Source organism: Peribacillus sp. FSL R5-0717 (genome assembly GCF_038002945.1).
Taxonomy (GTDB): domain Bacteria; phylum Bacillota; class Bacilli; order Bacillales; family DSM-1321; genus Peribacillus; species Peribacillus frigoritolerans.
Map to the genome: position 1 here is coordinate 2,142,990 of NZ_JBBOOF010000001.1, position 16,569 is coordinate 2,159,558.

At 42.2% G+C, this 16,569-nt stretch carries 19 protein-coding genes; 6 read left to right on the forward strand and 13 right to left on the reverse strand.

Annotated elements, in window-relative coordinates:
• Positions 1–122 precede the first annotated feature (122 nt).
• The 5 genes from thrB to yutH form a co-directional block, all read right to left on the reverse strand.
• A complete protein-coding gene (gene thrB / locus NYE65_RS10510) occupies positions 123–1,067 on the reverse strand; it encodes a homoserine kinase (RefSeq protein WP_340860902.1) in 945 nt (314 codons plus the stop codon).
• Positions 1,064–2,125: a threonine synthase gene (gene thrC, locus NYE65_RS10515; RefSeq protein WP_053536744.1), complete on the reverse strand. Its 1,062-nt coding sequence runs from the start codon at positions 2,123–2,125 to the stop codon at positions 1,064–1,066. The genes thrB and thrC overlap by 4 nt, the downstream gene beginning before the upstream one ends.
• Positions 2,122–3,420 (reverse strand): homoserine dehydrogenase, encoded by a 1,299-nt coding sequence (locus NYE65_RS10520; protein ID WP_034310194.1) that lies wholly within the window; start codon positions 3,418–3,420, stop codon positions 2,122–2,124. Before NYE65_RS10520 ends, thrC begins: the two co-directional genes overlap by 4 nt.
• Before the next feature lie 192 nt (positions 3,421–3,612).
• Positions 3,613–4,527: a L,D-transpeptidase family protein gene (locus tag NYE65_RS10525; protein WP_340860903.1), complete on the reverse strand. Its 915-nt coding sequence runs from the start codon at positions 4,525–4,527 to the stop codon at positions 3,613–3,615.
• Between the two features lie 105 nt (positions 4,528–4,632).
• On the reverse strand, positions 4,633–5,634 hold the full coding sequence (gene yutH, locus NYE65_RS10530; protein ID WP_340860904.1) for a spore coat putative kinase YutH: 1,002 nt from the start codon (positions 5,632–5,634) through the stop codon (positions 4,633–4,635).
• Between the two features lie 206 nt (positions 5,635–5,840).
• Between yutH and NYE65_RS10535 the strand changes: the two genes are divergently transcribed.
• Positions 5,841–6,338 (forward strand): phosphatidylglycerophosphatase A family protein, encoded by a 498-nt coding sequence (locus NYE65_RS10535; RefSeq protein WP_034311650.1) that lies wholly within the window; start codon positions 5,841–5,843, stop codon positions 6,336–6,338.
• 61 nt (positions 6,339–6,399) lie between these two features.
• On the opposite strand, the gene NYE65_RS10540 is transcribed toward NYE65_RS10535, so the two are convergent.
• Positions 6,400–7,167 (reverse strand): TIGR01457 family HAD-type hydrolase, encoded by a 768-nt coding sequence (locus tag NYE65_RS10540; RefSeq protein ID WP_340860905.1) that lies wholly within the window; start codon positions 7,165–7,167, stop codon positions 6,400–6,402.
• 24 nt (positions 7,168–7,191) lie between these two features.
• Positions 7,192–7,629: a DUF86 domain-containing protein gene (locus NYE65_RS10545; RefSeq protein ID WP_048688255.1), complete on the reverse strand. Its 438-nt coding sequence runs from the start codon at positions 7,627–7,629 to the stop codon at positions 7,192–7,194.
• 345 nt (positions 7,630–7,974) lie between these two features.
• Between NYE65_RS10545 and NYE65_RS10550 the strand changes: the two genes are divergently transcribed.
• On the forward strand, positions 7,975–8,241 hold the full coding sequence (locus NYE65_RS10550) for a DUF3055 domain-containing protein (protein ID WP_034310182.1): 267 nt from the start codon (positions 7,975–7,977) through the stop codon (positions 8,239–8,241).
• A gap of 70 nt (positions 8,242–8,311) precedes the next feature.
• Positions 8,312–8,599, forward strand: a complete 288-nt coding sequence (locus NYE65_RS10555) for a cytosolic protein (protein WP_170946935.1) — start codon at positions 8,312–8,314, stop codon at positions 8,597–8,599.
• A gap of 30 nt (positions 8,600–8,629) precedes the next feature.
• Here the strand turns inward: NYE65_RS10555 and NYE65_RS10560 are convergent, their stop codons facing one another.
• Positions 8,630–8,905: a YutD family protein gene (locus NYE65_RS10560; RefSeq protein WP_034310177.1), complete on the reverse strand. Its 276-nt coding sequence runs from the start codon at positions 8,903–8,905 to the stop codon at positions 8,630–8,632.
• A 113-nt stretch (positions 8,906–9,018) separates the two neighbouring features.
• Between NYE65_RS10560 and NYE65_RS10565 the strand changes: the two genes are divergently transcribed.
• Positions 9,019–9,681 (forward strand): YhcN/YlaJ family sporulation lipoprotein, encoded by a 663-nt coding sequence (locus NYE65_RS10565; RefSeq protein WP_262870125.1) that lies wholly within the window; start codon positions 9,019–9,021, stop codon positions 9,679–9,681.
• A gap of 39 nt (positions 9,682–9,720) precedes the next feature.
• On the opposite strand, the gene lipA is transcribed toward NYE65_RS10565, so the two are convergent.
• A complete protein-coding gene (gene lipA, locus NYE65_RS10570; RefSeq protein WP_034310172.1) occupies positions 9,721–10,635 on the reverse strand; it encodes a lipoyl synthase in 915 nt (304 codons plus the stop codon).
• Positions 10,636–10,822: 187 nt separating this feature from the next.
• Between lipA and NYE65_RS10575 the strand changes: the two genes are divergently transcribed.
• Entirely contained in the window at positions 10,823–11,809 is a 987-nt protein-coding gene (locus tag NYE65_RS10575) for a M23 family metallopeptidase (protein WP_412762733.1), read from the forward strand.
• Between the two features lie 86 nt (positions 11,810–11,895).
• On the forward strand, positions 11,896–12,645 hold the full coding sequence (gene yunB / locus NYE65_RS10580; protein WP_340860906.1) for a sporulation protein YunB: 750 nt from the start codon (positions 11,896–11,898) through the stop codon (positions 12,643–12,645).
• Positions 12,646–12,667: 22 nt separating this feature from the next.
• On the opposite strand, the gene NYE65_RS10585 is transcribed toward yunB, so the two are convergent.
• From NYE65_RS10585 to NYE65_RS10600, 4 genes are all read right to left on the reverse strand, one after another.
• On the reverse strand, positions 12,668–13,765 hold the full coding sequence (locus tag NYE65_RS10585; protein WP_340860907.1) for an HD-GYP domain-containing protein: 1,098 nt from the start codon (positions 13,763–13,765) through the stop codon (positions 12,668–12,670).
• Positions 13,766–13,942: 177 nt separating this feature from the next.
• Complete coding sequence (locus NYE65_RS10590; RefSeq protein WP_034310161.1) at positions 13,943–14,245, reverse strand: YunC family protein; 303 nt, start codon at positions 14,243–14,245, stop codon at positions 13,943–13,945.
• Between the two features lie 62 nt (positions 14,246–14,307).
• Positions 14,308–15,693, reverse strand: coding sequence for a bifunctional metallophosphatase/5'-nucleotidase (locus tag NYE65_RS10595; protein ID WP_340860908.1), 1,386 nt, complete (start codon positions 15,691–15,693; stop codon positions 14,308–14,310).
• Between the two features lie 16 nt (positions 15,694–15,709).
• Positions 15,710–16,537, reverse strand: a complete 828-nt coding sequence (locus tag NYE65_RS10600) for a sulfite exporter TauE/SafE family protein (RefSeq protein WP_262870122.1) — start codon at positions 16,535–16,537, stop codon at positions 15,710–15,712.
• Between the last annotated feature and the right edge of the window lie 32 nt (positions 16,538–16,569).

Genomic DNA, 16,569 nt, shown 5'->3' on the forward strand with positions numbered 1-16,569 from the left:
ATGCAGGCCGGAATCTTTTTGCGGACTGTAATAAAAATAAAGCTGACTCGGCTTTTGCCCTATCAAATGAATTGATACGGCTTGACACGGGTCAGCTTTTTTATATGGCAAATGAACACGGCTCACGATTTCAAAAACTTCAATTCCTTTTTTTCCTGTTCAGAAAGGATTGCCGTATAACTTCCAGCATTATCGATTTCCAATTCCTTCACATGGAATTCTGGAAATCTATCCTTCAATCCAGTGAGCAAACCTTCACTTTTTTCTGGAGATGCCAAGCATAAAACAGTTGGTCCTGCTCCGCTTAGTGCCGCACCAAATCCGCCTTCATTGTGGACGACTTCTTCTATAAGCGCTAAATGAGGGACCAACTCCGCTCGATATGGCTGATGGAAACGATCACTTTGCATCATTTCACCAACAAGTTTCCAATCTTTCGATAGAACTCCTGCAAGCATTACATTTGCGGCTGCGCTCCCGCTTATCGCATCTTTATAGGAAAGCGAATTCGGAAGGACATTTCTTGAATCCTCAGTAAGCAATTCAAAATGGGGAATGACAGCGATCACCTTAACTCCCTCGATCGGAAATGACACGACATCCGTCCTTTCCTCCGTATGAAGGCCTACAACCAATCCACCATAGACAGATGCCCCCGCATTATCGGGATGCCCTTCAAAGAGGGAAGCATGCCTATTCTTCTCCTCATTTGATAAATGAAGCTCACAAACGATATTCGCCAATTCAATTCCCGCCACAATGGCAGAAGCACTGCTTCCAAGCCCGCGCGCCAGTGGAATTTCGCTAGAGACGAAAAGCCGGCATGGGGATAGTTCCTTTCCATAGGAGGCCGCCGTTTCCTTGGCAATTTGGACGATATAATTACGATCATCCCTTGGAAAAACAGACATTTCCTCTGAAAGCGGGACGACTTCCCAATGATCTGATGAAGATCCGTGTATTTCCAAGTACAGTCCCAGCGCCAAGCCGATGGAATCGAAACCTGGCCCTAAGTTGGCAGTACTTGCTGGTACACGGATCAAGAACATCTCTGATTCCGCACTCATGCCTGTTTCACACCTTGCAGATGTTCTAAAATGACTTCTTCATCCATTGGCAGCAATGTCGGTTGAATCGTACTTGTATTGACTGCCACATTCGGATCCTTCAATCCATTCCCAGTCAATACAGCAACAATCTTACTTCCTTTTTTGATTTCACCGCTTTTTAATTGTTTATAGATACCTGCAATGGAAGCACATGATGCCGGCTCTGCAAATACCCCTTCTTTTTTAGCAAGGAAATGGTAGGCTTCCAGAATTTCTTCGTCTGTCACCTCATCAATTTTACCTTTGGATTCATTTGCCGCTTCCACTGCAAACTTCCAACTTGCAGGATTTCCAATCCGGATGGCCGTTGCGATCGTTTCTGGATTTTCAATAATGCTATCCCGGACAATTGCAGCCGCTCCTTCAGCTTCGAACCCTCTCATTTCAGGAAGGCCCGTTTGTTTCGATTCGTTATATTCCTTAAAGCCTTTCCAGTAAGCTGTTATATTCCCTGCATTCCCGACTGGCAGCGCCAAAATATCCGGTGCGGAGCCGAGAGCATCACAAATTTCGAAAGCGGCTGTCTTCTGCCCTTCAATCCGGTATGGGTTGACCGAATTCACAAGAGTTATCGGTGAACTCTCACTAAGCGAACGGACGATCTTTAAAGCTTGGTCGAAGTTCCCTTCGATCGAGATGATTTCCGCTCCATACATAACGGCTTGGGCAAGCTTGCCCATGGCAATTTTACCTTCCGGGATGACGACGATACAGCGCAGGTTGGCACGGGCCGCATAAGCTGCTGCAGCTGCTGATGTATTCCCTGTGGATGCACAGATGATCGTGTCGCTGCCCTCTTCTATCGCTTTGGCGACGGCCATGACCATTCCGCGGTCTTTAAATGACCCAGTTGGATTTGCCCCTTCATATTTTACATGTAAGTCGATTCCCCACTCTTCGGATAAACGATTCAGTCTGATTAAAGGTGTATTGCCCTCCAAAAGGGTTAGTGCAGGTGTGTTTTCATTGACGGGTAAAAAATCTTTATACGTGCTTATAAGTCCTTGCCAGCTCATTTGATGTCCTCTCCTTCAACTCTGTATGTGCTTTTCACTTCTCTTACCATATTGTAATCATGTAATTTCTGTATTATTTGCTCAAATGCAGCCTTTGTGGCAGTATGCGTAACTAATACGATTTCGGAAGATTCCTTTTCATCCAGCGGCAATTGAAGGATTTTATCGAATCCTACCCCGTGCTCGGCAAATAAATTCGTGATTTTGGCTAAAACGCCAACTTCATCCTGAACATGTAACCGAATGAAGAATTTAGCGAAAATTTCAGTGGCATCTTTTAATTGTTTCGGGTATTGAGGTGCAACGGCACTGCGGCCATTTACGCCCAGCCTCATATTCTTGATGACCGTCACCATATCCGAAACGACTGCAGTCGCAGTAGGAAGACTGCCAGCCCCCGGTCCGTAAAACATCGTTTCCCCTACGGCTTCCCCATAAACGTATACAGCATTATACTCATTATTTACCGATGCCAACGGATGTGCTTCCGGAAGAAGTGCAGGCTGGACACTTACGTCGACCCTATCCCCTGCCCTGGAAGCGACCCCGATCAATTTCATTGTATAACCAAGCTTCTTGCTATATCTCAAATCCTCTTCGGATATCTCGGTAATGCCCTGTACCTCAACATCATTCAAGCCAATGTTCATTGAGAACCCGAGTGTTGATAGGATCGCCATTTTACGGGCCGCATCCAATCCGCCTACATCGGCTGTCGGATCGGCTTCAGCAAATCCCAGCTCCTGGGCTTCCTTCAATACGTCATCATAAGCTCTGCCTTCCTTGCTCATTTTCGTTAAAATGAAGTTTGTCGTTCCATTGACGATTCCCATCATTTTCGTGATGCGGTCAGAAGATAACCCATCGACAAGACCTCGTAAAATCGGAATTCCCCCTGCAACACTTGCTTCATAGAACAAGTCACATTGATTATCGGTGGCCAATTCCAACAGTTCCGGTCCATGTAAAGCCATTAGGTCTTTGTTGGCCGTAACGATATGCTTTTTATTTTTTATCGCTTCTATTAGATAGCCGCGTGTTTCTTCGATTCCGCCCATCACTTCTATTACAACATCAATCTCGGGATTCGAAAGGATATCCTCAGGATTGTCCGTTAACATTCCTTTTTCGACCGCGACAAGCCGCTCCTTCGTCGTGTCTTTCACTAGTATCTTCTTAATGGATATGGAACAGCCCACTTGATGCATGAGCTTGTCCTGGTGGCTTTCAATGATTTGTACGACTCCTGATCCGACTGTACCTAACCCCAATAAACCGATCGAGATGGCTTTCATATTTTGGTTCCCCCTTAAAAACTGTTTGCCTGTAAAAAACATTTGTATTTGTATAGTAGACATTATAAGTTTAATTCACATAATTATCAATAGTTAGAAAAGATGGATGCACGAACTTTTTTCGTCCATCCCTTGAACGAGTAAGAACGGGTAACGTTTATTTTTTTTATGGGAAAACCATTTTGATGATTATTACTTAACGCTCTTCAATGAATCATTTGTACCCATTACAATATGTGGCTTTTGCACGGGATCCATCCATTTCAGTAAACTGAGGACATTCCTTTCGGCCGTGGCTGTACATCCCGCCGTCGGTTTTGTCCCCCCTCTCCATATATGGAGAAAGATTGCACTGCCTTTTCCTTTTATGATGGGATCCGTATTATAATTGATGACCGCTCCATACCTATACAATTCATCATTCATCCTTTCAAAAGACTTCCATATAACTGCAGGATTTCCTTTATAGGTTTTCCACTTGTTATAATCCTTGGATGTCTGATCATCAATCCAGTAGTCATATTTGGTCGTTTTCTTATAACCCATTTTCATTCCGGACGGCTTCGTTTCGCTTCCAAAGGCCGTACCAAAGGAATAAATTCCAACCGGGGATTTCCCATCCCCCTCTTTTTTGCTCTTCGTGAAGCCGTTCTTCCCAATGACACCCTCCATCTTCTTCAATGCCCGGCGCCATTCCCCTTGTTTCTTCTCATAAGTTTGGATCGTTACCTTCGTATCACTCATCGATTTACCTGTCGCCGATACAACTTGGTTAACGCCTTTCCTCCTATCGAATTTCTTCAGAAGAGCTTTTTCATCAGTACTGAAAACCTCTTTTACATCTGCCACATTGATATATGCGGCCTTATTTGCGTGACAGATTTCATACCAGTTTCCAGTTCTCCCGCTTGCCGATAATTCTTTATTTTTCTTATACGTTTTTAACGTTTTACTTGCAGCCGACGCCTTTTCTTTCACATCCGCTTCAGACTTCATGACAATCTTGAATTGAGTCGATTCGCAACTTGTTTTCGATTCAGCTTTCGCAAGATTCGCCGTTTGGATGATTAAAAAGGCTATAACGGCGGCCATCATCAATCTTTTCATGATCCCATCCTTCCGCAGTGATTAAATATCTAATTATTCCAAAAAATCTTGTTATTATCATAACATAGTAAGTAAGAATGAATCATATTTCTTTCCCGTTTTTATCTAAATCCAGTCAATTTTAGGCAAATCATAATGCTTGGCAGGGACCTCTGCCAATTCATAAAAATGTTTGAGGAAGGACTCATATTGTTGGGAGGATTTCGTGATCGAAGCTATTTTATCCTCTAATTCATTCGACCTTGATTCCGTCGTTTTTGAAAAATACTCTTCCACGGTTTCAAAATAATGAATGGGAAACAGCATCCTCGAATATAACAACCGGGCTGAAAAACTGGATAAGGGTTCTATGGACTGATATTCGTGAAAGAAATGGCCAATGCCCCGCTGATGGGTATGCACATTCTGAAAATAATGTTCCCTCACCCATTCAGCGACATCCCTGGTTCCGTGGTCGAATACCCAATCGAATGGATTTTTCATCCACTTATTGCTTTTCCAGGTATCATGTAAAAAACGTTCATAACATACCGTTCCGCTATCGACAATTTGCGGGGTATCATCAATTTCCGTGTCGACTAAATATTGAATCGCATTTTCACCTAGGACCATATAATAGGGAAAGGTTTCTATAAATAATTTTTCAAACTGGTTATCAGGATGGGCGTTGAGCTTATCCCGCCAAATCTTTTCTAACTGATCGATCCTTTGTTCCCAGAGTTCTTTCCATTTACCGATCCTTGAACAAGTTCGAATCGTTTCATTAATCGTTCTCCCACGCTGATGGAATCTTGCCAGACGTCTTCCCGGATTGAAATTTCTCGGACCTTCCAATGCCTGATTGGCGAGAAGGATGAATAATTGTTCATCCGCTTCCGAAACATAACTTCCATGATTGGCAAGGACAAAGGCGGATACGTGACGATCACCTTGTGAAATCAGATGTTGAGACATTTTATACCGTTCCACTAATTCCTCCTGCTCCATATTTTCAACGGGAACAATACTGTACACCATATTTCCTGAGCGGAAGCTTGGAAACCTGACATTGGCTTCTTCAAGCTCCACCTGTATGCCATAATTATTAAAAATGATTTCTTCTATCATGGAATGGCCTCCTTCATCAAATGGATATAATAGAAATATTGGACATCATATACTTATATATATGTGGAATAACCCGTTTTCTGAATGATTATCGAAACCTTATTAGAAATTCCAATCAAAACATCCTCCATAGTTTTTCAGTTTAATCAAATCAAACTACCTGCATTAGAACTATCCCTTTAAAATATAGAGAAATGGGTGATGAAATGGCTAATATTGAACAATCAATGTCTGAAAAAACAGCTCGGAAATGGCTAATTGAACGAGGAGTGAAATTGGAGGATATCGCTGAGCTTGTCATGTATTTACAATCCGGCTACCATGAAAATCTCCAAATGTCCGATTGCCTTCACAATGTCGAACGGGTCCTTTCAAAACGCGAGGTCCAAAATGCCATCCTTACCGGCATACAGTTGGATATTCTGGCTGAGAAAAAACTGCTCGAGGAGCCTTTGCTGAGCATCATTGAAATAGATGAAGGCCTATATGGGGTCGATGAAATATTGGCTTTTTCAATTGTGAATGTTTATGGATCCATCGGCTTTACCAATTATGGTTTCATCGATAAACAAAAGCCGGGTATCTTAAAATATTTAAACGATAAAAGCACAGGTAAGGTGAACACCTTTTTAGATGATATCGTTGGGGCAATTGCTGCTGCCGCTTCAAGCCGGCTTGCCCATAGAACCGAAAATGCGGAATAGTAAACGAATGATATTGACGACATGAAAAAACCAGGGCTGCATTTCGCAGACCTGGTTTTCTTCATTCAAAGCGCCATAAGTCAAGGGTGTCCACCACATGCGTAGGCTGCTCCTTATATTGCTTTAAACGTTCTTTTGTCGTTACGCCAGTATGTACAAGCAATGTATCGATCCCAGCATTAATGCCGGCAAGGATATCCGTATCATAGTTATCTCCAACCATGATTGTCTCTTCTTTAGGAACCCCCAATACTCTTAGGGCTTGCTCCACTATGACGGATTCTGGCTTTCCAATGAAAATCGGCTGTATCTGGGTCGAAACGGAAACAACGGAGGTCAAGGAACCATTCCCAGGCAAAAGGCCTTGCTCGGTAGGAATGGCAATATCACCATTGGTCGAAATGAAAACAGCACCATTTCTTACAGCAAGACAGGCTTTTGACAGCTTTTCATAATTGATGCCGCGGTCGATGCCCATGACCAGATAATCGGGATGCTCTTCCACAAGCTTCATTCCTTTTTCCTTAAGAGCCTCGATTATGCCTTCTTCACCCACCACATAGACCGATGCACCTTTATTTTGTTCAGCTATGTAATTGGCAGTGGCCATGCTTGTCGTGAAAACCTGGTCATCCTCCGTCGATATGCCGATGCTTCTCAATTTATCCGCTACCTGTGCCGGAGTACGGGATGAATTATTGGTGACGAATAAATAAGGGATATCCCTTTTCCTTAAGTCATTAATAAACCCTGCCGCTTCCGCAATTTGTTCCGTTCCGCGATACATGGTGCCATCTAAGTCAATTAAATATCCTTTATACGACTTCATTTGAAATTCGCCTTCCTAACGCTGCTAGTTTTTAAAAGCTGAAACAGGTCCCAATTCATTCGTTAAATAGTTCCTCACCAAATCAGGGAATTGCTTGAATGCCTCGATATTTTCCGAAAATACGGCATGCAATTCTTTGTGATCCACTTCAATGAAGTCTTGAACCAGCATTTTCCTTAATGGCAAAACCTTTTTGAATTGCATCGCTTTTTCTTCTGAAATCACTTTTTCATCTTGAAGGATATCGATAATATCCTCATAACTTCCTGGATCACGCATAATGAAACCATCAATTACCGCATTTCCTACATCCAACACGGAATCGATGGAAGTTTGTATAAGCCTTTCAGCGATAAGTTCCGAATGGTCTCCATCCCAATTATCCTGCCCCTCAAAAAGTCCAAGCTGCTTTTCAAGAAAACCTAATATTTGTTCAATCTTTTGGCGGTCTACAAAGTACATTTTTCCAGATCCTTTCTGATCTAAGATGATATAGGGAATCATTGGTTGAATGAGCGGCATAGTTAAAAACGCTGTACCGAACCAACCTTATTCCTTGATAATACCATAGCTTCTCCCTTACTCTCAATTCCTTCAACCACACATTGCCTTTTCTACGGGGGTGCATTTCCAGACGTACACTCCCCGATTCCATTTATATTCTTGCCATTTTCATTTAATCGATGAATGCCATTATTGCTGGAGCGAAGTTCTTCAGCCGGAAGCCCCGAAAAATGTCTGTTCCCCTATTGAAGTCACTTTGTTATGATGGAACTACAAATGTGAAGATACGAAGGGAATGATACTATGGAAGATCGCTTTTATTTATACAATGACGTCGTTGATTCAAAAACCCGGTTCATAAGCTTCATGGGAGAGGAATCAAGATTCGATCTGGCCATTACGGCAACCGATCGTTTCTATGGAAAGAAGCTTGTTTTAAATATGCAGAGTAACCGTTTCGCGATTATTGGGCCTGATGATTTGGAAGAGGAAGGCTATCTTGAGCATGCCTTTCAATTGTCGGAAGCGGAAGCCGAAGAACTTCGTCACTTTTTAATGGAAATCGTCTGAGTGCTGAAGTTTTTTAGCTTAAACGGGAAACCTACTGAGTGTAAGACCGATTACATGAGGGGGGATTATCTTGGACAAAGAAGAATACCACGATTTTTCCAATGTCGAAAAACAGAGGGATTATTTAATTCCTGAAGAATTTCCCGAAGGACCTTTTGGATCAGCCATAGCAAAAGATGAACCAGTTCAGAATAAAAATACCCCGTGGCAGGAAGGGCAACGATATCAAAGTGCCTTTAATTATGAAAATAAATCGTTACATGAGGGTATGCCTCGACAATATCCTGGGGCACATCCGACACATGATGATTCAGAAAAAGACGAACAGCCTCCATATAAAGGATATGGTAACTCTTAACATGGAAGGCCAGAGTGAATTCTGGCCTTTTTATTTCTTTATTTTCTTCACGACGAAATAAGGACAGCCAAAATTGCAGTATTCATATAAATATTCACTAAGCGTACTTATTTTCGTATCAAAGGTGGCTTTCTGATTGGAATCATCAAAAAATCCACGCAGCCTCAATTGCCCGTAACCCCAATCGCCCACTATATAATCATACTTCGTTAAAATCTCACTGTATCTGGCTTTAAACGCTTCTTCGTTATAGCCTTCCCTTTCATCCTCAATTATTTCATAGGTCATGTTATTGATGTTAATCATTGTTTTCACCTCTCATATATACATTCCTTCTTTAAATTATAACTGATTCCCCATCAATTACTAAGCGAAAAATAGAGAAATATGTTCATCCTAAAGTTATGGGGGTGTTATTGATGAAAAAAACGATAATAACGATAGGTTTAAGCTCGATTATTGCACTAACCGGATGTGCTGATAAAGAAGAAGACCAGGGGCTAGGTGCAAAAAACAATGCCGGTAACCCAACAAACGTAAATAATCCAACTCAATATTATGACGAGGATTATCGTAATAATGACAATAAAAGTGATGATTTCGGTTTTACCCGCACAAATAGTGCAACCATTGACGGCCGTAACATTTCCAACAAAGCTGCTTCCATTGACCGTGAACAACTTTCTGATGTCATCTCTAAACTGAGTGTTCAGATTCCAAATGTCAATGATGCCGCTACCCTCGTTACTGATGAGGAAGTGCTTGTCGTATATGACACCAATGCAAAGGATCGGACGGAAACCGCAGACCAGGTTAAACGTACTGCCATGTCCGTCGTGCCTCGCTACTATCATGTCTATGTCAGTGATGATTATCAAACCCTTGCCCAAGATGTCGAGAACTTCGCTACAGTGAAATCCGGCAGCAGAGGGATTGACTATACGATTGAACAGACCATCAAAAGAATGCTGAAGTCGCCTCAAGGATACAAAATGAGTGACGGTGAAAATGAAAACGGCGAAATGGTTAACGATAAAAGAGATCATCACGATAACATCCATCAAAAAATGGATAACCGTTGAATACAAAAGGACCGAATTTTTTCGGTCCTTTATTTCACTCTATTTCAATAATTCTTCACCTTTGCTCTGCTTATGTTTTGCCGCAGCATTAACCTGTTCATCCGCATGGTAGGACGAACGGACAAGCGGACCTGATTCACAATGGCTGAATCCTTTTTCCAATGCACGTTCTTTCAGTTCGGCAAATTCTTCAGGCGTGTAGTATTTCAGCACTTTTAAATGCTTTTTAGTCGGCTGCAAATACTGGCCGATCGTCATGATATCCACATTATTGGCCCTAAGGTCATCCATTGTCTCAAGGATTTCCTCACGCGTTTCACCCAGCCCCACCATTAAACTGGACTTTGTCGGTATTTCCGGATACAGTTCCTTGGCTCTTCTTAAAAGCTCCAATGAACGATCATACTTGGCCTGAGCCCGTACACGGTCGGATAAACTTCTGACAGTCTCTATATTATGGTTCAGGATATCCGGTTTAGCATCCATCAAAGTCTTAATATTTTCAAACACCCCGCCCATATCTGACGGCAATACTTCAATTGATGTAAATGGATTTTTGCGACGGATGGCACGGACCGTTTCAGCGAAAACTTCAGCGCCTCCATCCTTTAAATCATCACGGGCAACAGCTGTAATGACGACATGCTTTAAATTCATCAAAACAACGGAATCGGCAACACGCTCCGGTTCAGCCCAGTCCAATTCATTCGGACGTCCGGTTGTTACTGCACAAAAACGGCAAGCCCTTGTACAGATTTCACCTAGAATCATGAAAGTAGCCGTCCTTCTCACTGCCCAGCATTCGTGAATATTCGGACATTTTGCCTCTTCACAGACAGTATGAAGATTTTTCTCGCGCATCATATTTTTTAAACCGAGGTAATTTTCGTTAGTATTAAGCTTTATTTTCAACCAATCTGGTTTTCGAAGAATTTCTTTATTTCTAGAAGACATGAAAATGCCACTCCATTCTATAGAAATTAACACACCCTACTTTAACAATAAAAAAGCATTTATACAAGTTATAGTTGGTTTCCCATTATTTATTTTTCATGTTTATTGCCAAATCAGCAAAACTATAAAAGATGGATGGACTGATGTCTTTTAATAACGGAGAATATCATGAAAGGAGCCTGCCCCGTTGAAAAAATTATTCCTTCTAACGATAACTTGTTTGTTTATCTTGGCATCAGGCCAAGTCGCAAATGCCGCCGATACCCCTGATGTTTATGCCGGGAGAATGGCGCTATATAAAAATATGGAGGCTGCCCTCCAAATCCCGTGGTATTACCTTGCTGGAGCAGATCAATATGAGCATAGCCTAAGGGCCGCAAGAAGGGATTTAGAGCCGGCAAAGGGTTTTATAGGCATCCACATCGAGCCTTCAAAGTGGAGCGGGGCTCTCAATCCTGACTTAAACGATGTGAACCCGCTCACGATCACATTTTTTGATGGGTTGGGCCAGGATGGCAATGGTGATGGCAAAGCGGATATCACTAATGATACCGATCGATTGTATGCTTTTTCTAAGCATCTCCAAGCATATGGTGCAGATGAAGATAATATCCGGATCGGCTTGTGGGATTATTATAAACGCGATAAAGCCGTCAGCATCATTATGGGCAATGCCGAGATTTATAAGAAATACGACCGGTTGGATCTACATGAAAAAGCCTTCCCGGTTCCAGTACGGACTCATTATACGTACTTGAATACATGGGGAAGCGCTCGCGGATGGGGCGGAAGGAGAATCCATGAGGGCACTGATATTTTTGCGGATTATAGCCTTCCCGTTCGTTCCACGAGCTATGGAATCATTGAAATGAAAGGCTGGAATAAATTCGGCGGTTGGAGGATCGGGATACGGGATTTAAATAATACCTATCATTACTTTGCCCATTTAAGCGGCTTCGCCAAAGGGTTGAAAGTCGGTCAAATCGTTGAGCCCGGACAAGTCATCGGGGGTGTCGGCAGTACGGGCTACGGTCCTCCAGGAACTTCCGGAAAATTCCCTCCTCATCTTCATTACGGAATGTACAAAGACAACGGAATCACAGAATGGAGCTTTGACCCTTACCCCTATTTAAAATTGTGGGAAAGGAAAGATCTGGCCAAAAAGAAATGGTGAGCGGCGTGAATTTTACGCTGCTTTTTTTTGATTCGAACATAAACCCTTGAACTTGATGCATAGTTATTAGTAAAGGGGGCTAAAGCGTGTTCCGAAAAAGATTTCGAACGAAGAAATTCCGAAAAAAGGGGCCTCTTCCCACCCGAAAAGTATTTCTCTATTCATTTATCCTGTTCATCATATCAAGCATCATGACTCTTTGGTACGTGGACAAATCGATCGAACCCGTGATCATGAGTGTAGCCGAATATGAAATCAAAAGGATTGCAACCGAAACGATTCATGAATCGGTTGATGAGAATATAGCCAAGATTGACATGAACAAAATCATCACGAACAACAAGGGTGGTGAGGAATCCAGTTCTTCCTATAGCTTCAATCCAGTCATATATAGTGAATTGCGGGCTAACATCACGAAGGATATTCAAAAGAAGCTTGGCATCAAACAGGGAAACCCTTTTAAAACAGGATCATCCAAAATAAATGATGAACAATATAAAAGTGTGGTGTATTATATACCATTTGGTGTCGTAACCGGGAATAACCTCCTATCCAATTACGGACCTGAAATCCCAGTGAAAATGTCAGTCATCGGGAATGTTGAATCGGATTTGAGGACAAAACTGACAAACGCAGGCATCAATAATGTTTATTATGAATTGATTGTGGACTTTGATGTCAATATTCAAATCGTCATCCCCTCTTTCACGAAGGAGACCAAGGTAAGCCAGGAAGTGACAGTCGGAAGCCTGCTGATCGAAGGTGATGTTCCAAGTTATTTCAGTAACGGAAACGGCTCGGTTGCACCTGCCATCATGAAGGAAAACAAGGAATGAAAAAACCAGCTTATCCTTGAGGTTAGGCTGGTTCTTGTATATCGAGACATTTCATGATGAGCAAATGCAGGTTTTTATTCAAGTCCACTTCGTAGGGCTCTTTTATCTGCTCTCCATCTTCTTCAAGTATCCTTATCATGGGGCGGTCTCCTATCCCTTCATTTTGAGAGGATACTACCCCTTTCCTCCCATCATTCAATTCAACAGATAGACCATTGGGATAAATGGCAACCGCCCTGCGGAAAGCCTCGATGATCGTATTGTCGAACTTTTTCCCGACTCCGGCATAAAGGACTTCCAATCCTTGATGCGGCAGCATGGCCTTACGGTAAACCCGATTGGAAGTAACGGCATCAAACACATCGGCAACGGCAATGATCTTGCAGAAATAATGGATTTCATCCCCTTTTATCCCACGGGGATATCCAGATCCATCTAACCTTTCATGATGCTGATAGGCACAATTCGCAACTAAAAGTGAAACGGTATGAACATTTTTAATTAGATGAAATCCGTAATCGGCATGTTTTTGGATTTGTTCAAACTCCTTTTCCGTCAGCTTACCGGGTTTACGGAGGACTTCCAAAGGCACGAGCATTTTGCCGACATCATGTAAAATCGCTCCAAGCCCAAGAATTTCGAGATTCTTATCATTGATATTCAATTCAACCCCGATTGCCAAGGTATATAAGGTCACATTGAAGGAATGTGTGAAGATATAGTCATCGTATGTATAAACGTCGGCCAATAAAGTCATTAGCTCTTTATTCCTTTTCAGCTCGCCCATGATGTTCCGGACTATTTGAGTTAATTTGACGTTAGCCTGCTCTATCGTGAATGATCCATCCAGGTTCATTTTATTTTTCATGTCCAGGAAAGTGGTTTCAATCATATTAATGGCTTCTCTTCTAAGTTTCCCGGAAACTGGGGGCTTCGGAATAATGTCATCCGTCCTGGAATCTTGAATGTAAACATAGGGAATATTAAGGGAAACCAGTCGATTGATCATCTTCTGCGTTAATCTAAGACCCTCGCACAATAGGATATGGCCCCGATCATTATAAATGCTTTTACCGAGCCTTGCTCCAGGTCTTAGGGACTTTGTAATAGCTAGCCTCATACATGTACTCCGTTTCCCCATTCAATATTTGTAATTAAAACCGATTCTTTCTTTTATAAGTTTTATCGGAGCATATTTTTATAAATGAATCTGTTAGAACATATTTATTGAAAAAATATTAGCATTTACTTTGATAAAAAAATAAGGCCCCCTTCTGAAGAAAGAAAGCCCACCTTTTCAAATCATTTTGATTAATGCCTCTTTACCAATCATTCCTGGATGTATGCCCTTTTCCACAGCCTCCCAGGTGACTGATTCAAGCGGCGCTTCCAATAACTCTTCAATCGATTTAACTCCTGTGGCCCTCCCTGCTAGGATTTTACGGTCTCTCAATTTATCGTTCAGCAGTCCAACATCTAACGCACCGCACATTATATACCCTTTTTCGGACGCGACAGCAAGTAAATTCGTTTTCGGCAGTCGGACAGAAATGGCTAGGAATGTATGATTATCAAGAATTATTGGGATCATGTTAATCAATTGGTTTCGCCCCTTCCTTCCCCATACTTTATGAAAAAAAGGGCAAAACCGTGATTTTTGAATCAGGGGTTAGTGTATATTTTTTTCAGCTTCCATAAAAGGATATCCCGTAAGAATTCCGGCAGTAAGTATTCCTTGCGATTGGAGCGATGGATACTTGGAAAGAAGTGCCCGAACGTGAACATATCAGGTATTGCCAATTTATAGGACTTATCCGCCTGCAGTTTCTCTCCTTTTATAAGGATCCCTTTTATGATTCCATTCTCCATTTCGCTAAATTCAATTTGATCATATTGCATGACTCCCATGATTTTTCCGCGGAAACCGAAACCTTTCACCTGAATATGAGGCCACTCTTCATTTCTCGATTGCATCAAGATTTCCTTTAACTCATTCCCATCTACTTCAATGACGCAAGGATTGATGGGATGTGGGCAGATTCTGTGAATATCCCCTTTTGTGACAGGTCCCTTCGGAAGCCCCTCGAGCAGAAGACCTGCATTCAAAAAGGAACAATCCGCCTGACTCCACTCCCTTAGGGCCTCCACAAGGATTTCCGTCAAAGGACTTCGTTTGAACCAATCATTCTCCAGTGCCACCGGTAAATCCACAGCAACCTGTTTTAGCGTTTTTCCTCCGGCCCGGTATATTTCTTCAATCCATGACCGTTCATTCTCCAATTCCAAAAAGTCATTGGTATCATAAAGAATGGCTCTCTTCTGGCTAATTTTCTTTTCCTGATTGACGGTCATTTCCACCTGTCCAACAAAAAAACCATATTTCCCTGCCCCGCAAAGGAGTGTGTCATTGATCAATTTACCTTGGTGGAGGATGTGGTGGGTATGCGCGCCAAGTATAATGTCAATCTCCGGAAAGTCCCTTGCCATCCTCTCATCATCGTGGATGCCCAGGTGGGAAAGGATGATGATTACATCCGCCTCTGTTTTGACCCTTTCGAGCTGCGCCTTTAACTCCATGAATGGTTCCGTTATTTCCCAGCCCATCGCAGAATAAAACTTTTGAAAAAAGGCTGTCAAACCTATCATCGCGATTTTGGTGCCTTTTGCCGTTGTATGTATCCAAAATGGAAGCGCCCATTCCGGCCTTTCATTATCACCGTAATAAATATTGGCTGCCAAGACCTTGAACCTTGCATGATCATATAAGGAGTCCAATGCATCATGAGGTAAAGTGATCCCTTCATTATTGCCGATGGTCACATATTGGTAGCCCGCTTCATTAAGCAGTTCAATATTTCCTTTACCCAACGTACCTTCTGTATATGGATGCCAGCGGTCCACATGATCGCCTATATCCAGTATGATCGCTTCTTCTCCCGTTTCTTGATGAAGTTGTCTTCTTTCTTTAAGAAACTTATCAATACGAGGCCAATTCTCAAAATGACTATGGAGATCATTGGTATGATATAAATGAATGATTTCTGACATCATTTTTCCTCCTCGTTTATCCTGTAATGCCTTGGTATATAAGACGTAAACCAATGATTATCAGCACTATTTTCAACATATTTTCCAGCGACGCACTCTTTAGGCGCGTATTTATGAATGCGCCCAATTTAGCACCGAACCACGCACCCGGAATCAGGGCAAAAGCATATGGCCAATTTACATTTCCAAGGGAAATATGCGTAATCGAATTAGTGATGGAAGATAGAAATACCATGAACATCGAAGTCGCTACAGCCATATGCGGAGGAAAGAAGAAAAGAAGCATCATGACGGGTACCATTAAGGCTCCGCCGCCAATTCCAAATAACCCGGAGCTGAATCCCACGACAAAAGAAATAAATACAGCTAACAGGGGGTGGTAACCATAGGAAAATGAATGTCCATTTTCGGTTTTATACGTTTTCACTATTTTCCCTTTTCCAGGCTTGAAAAGCATGGGCTTCAAACGATTTTTCACTAATAACACGATGGCCATGAAAACCATGAAAATTCCAAAGTACAATGAAAAAGCTTCGGCGTTAAGGTTTTTATTCACATGGGCCCCCATTATTCCACCAGGTGCACCGCCAATAAAAAAGATTAAGCCGGCCTTATAATCCACCACCTTATGTTTTAAATAAGATAAAGTGGAAGATAAGCCGGTAAAAATCATGATTACGGTTGAAACACCAACGGCGACCTGTGGAGTCAGCTCATCGATAATATTTGTAGATGTTCCTAAATATAAAAGGGAAGGCACAATGATGATGCCGCCTCCCAGACCGACAAGAGAGCCGATTGACCCCGCTAATAATCCAATACCCACTAATACTAACCATACCATGAAAAAATCCGCCTTTACCTGTTTGTGAGGAT

Excerpts from the sequence above, each read along its gene's own strand:
- lipA (WP_034310172.1), bottom strand. The coding sequence starts at position 10,635 with ATGTCTTCTAGAAATAAAGAAATTCTTCGAAAACCAGATTGGTTGAAA.
- NYE65_RS10535 (WP_034311650.1), top strand. The coding sequence starts at position 5,841 with ATGGCTAATATTGAACAATCAATGTCTGAAAAAACAGCTCGGAAATGG.
- thrB (WP_340860902.1), bottom strand. The coding sequence starts at position 1,067 with ATGAGTGCGGAATCAGAGATGTTCTTGATCCGTGTACCAGCAAGTACT.
- NYE65_RS10585 (WP_340860907.1), bottom strand. The coding sequence starts at position 13,765 with ATGAGGCTAGCTATTACAAAGTCCCTAAGACCTGGAGCAAGGCTCGGT.
- NYE65_RS10540 (WP_340860905.1), bottom strand. The coding sequence starts at position 7,167 with ATGAAGTCGTATAAAGGATATTTAATTGACTTAGATGGCACCATGTAT.
- NYE65_RS10565 (WP_262870125.1), top strand. The coding sequence starts at position 9,019 with ATGAAAAAAACGATAATAACGATAGGTTTAAGCTCGATTATTGCACTA.
- NYE65_RS10595 (WP_340860908.1), bottom strand. The coding sequence starts at position 15,693 with ATGTCAGAAATCATTCATTTATATCATACCAATGATCTCCATAGTCAT.
- NYE65_RS10520 (WP_034310194.1), bottom strand. The coding sequence starts at position 3,420 with ATGAAAGCCATCTCGATCGGTTTATTGGGGTTAGGTACAGTCGGATCA.
- NYE65_RS10550 (WP_034310182.1), top strand. The coding sequence starts at position 7,975 with ATGGAAGATCGCTTTTATTTATACAATGACGTCGTTGATTCAAAAACC.
- NYE65_RS10600 (WP_262870122.1), bottom strand. The coding sequence starts at position 16,537 with ATGGTATGGTTAGTATTAGTGGGTATTGGATTATTAGCGGGGTCAATC.
- NYE65_RS10525 (WP_340860903.1), bottom strand. The coding sequence starts at position 4,527 with ATGAAAAGATTGATGATGGCCGCCGTTATAGCCTTTTTAATCATCCAA.
- NYE65_RS10560 (WP_034310177.1), bottom strand. The coding sequence starts at position 8,905 with ATGATTAACATCAATAACATGACCTATGAAATAATTGAGGATGAAAGG.
- NYE65_RS10545 (WP_048688255.1), bottom strand. The coding sequence starts at position 7,629 with ATGTACTTTGTAGACCGCCAAAAGATTGAACAAATATTAGGTTTTCTT.
- thrC (WP_053536744.1), bottom strand. The coding sequence starts at position 2,125 with ATGAGCTGGCAAGGACTTATAAGCACGTATAAAGATTTTTTACCCGTC.
- yutH (WP_340860904.1), bottom strand. The coding sequence starts at position 5,634 with ATGATAGAAGAAATCATTTTTAATAATTATGGCATACAGGTGGAGCTT.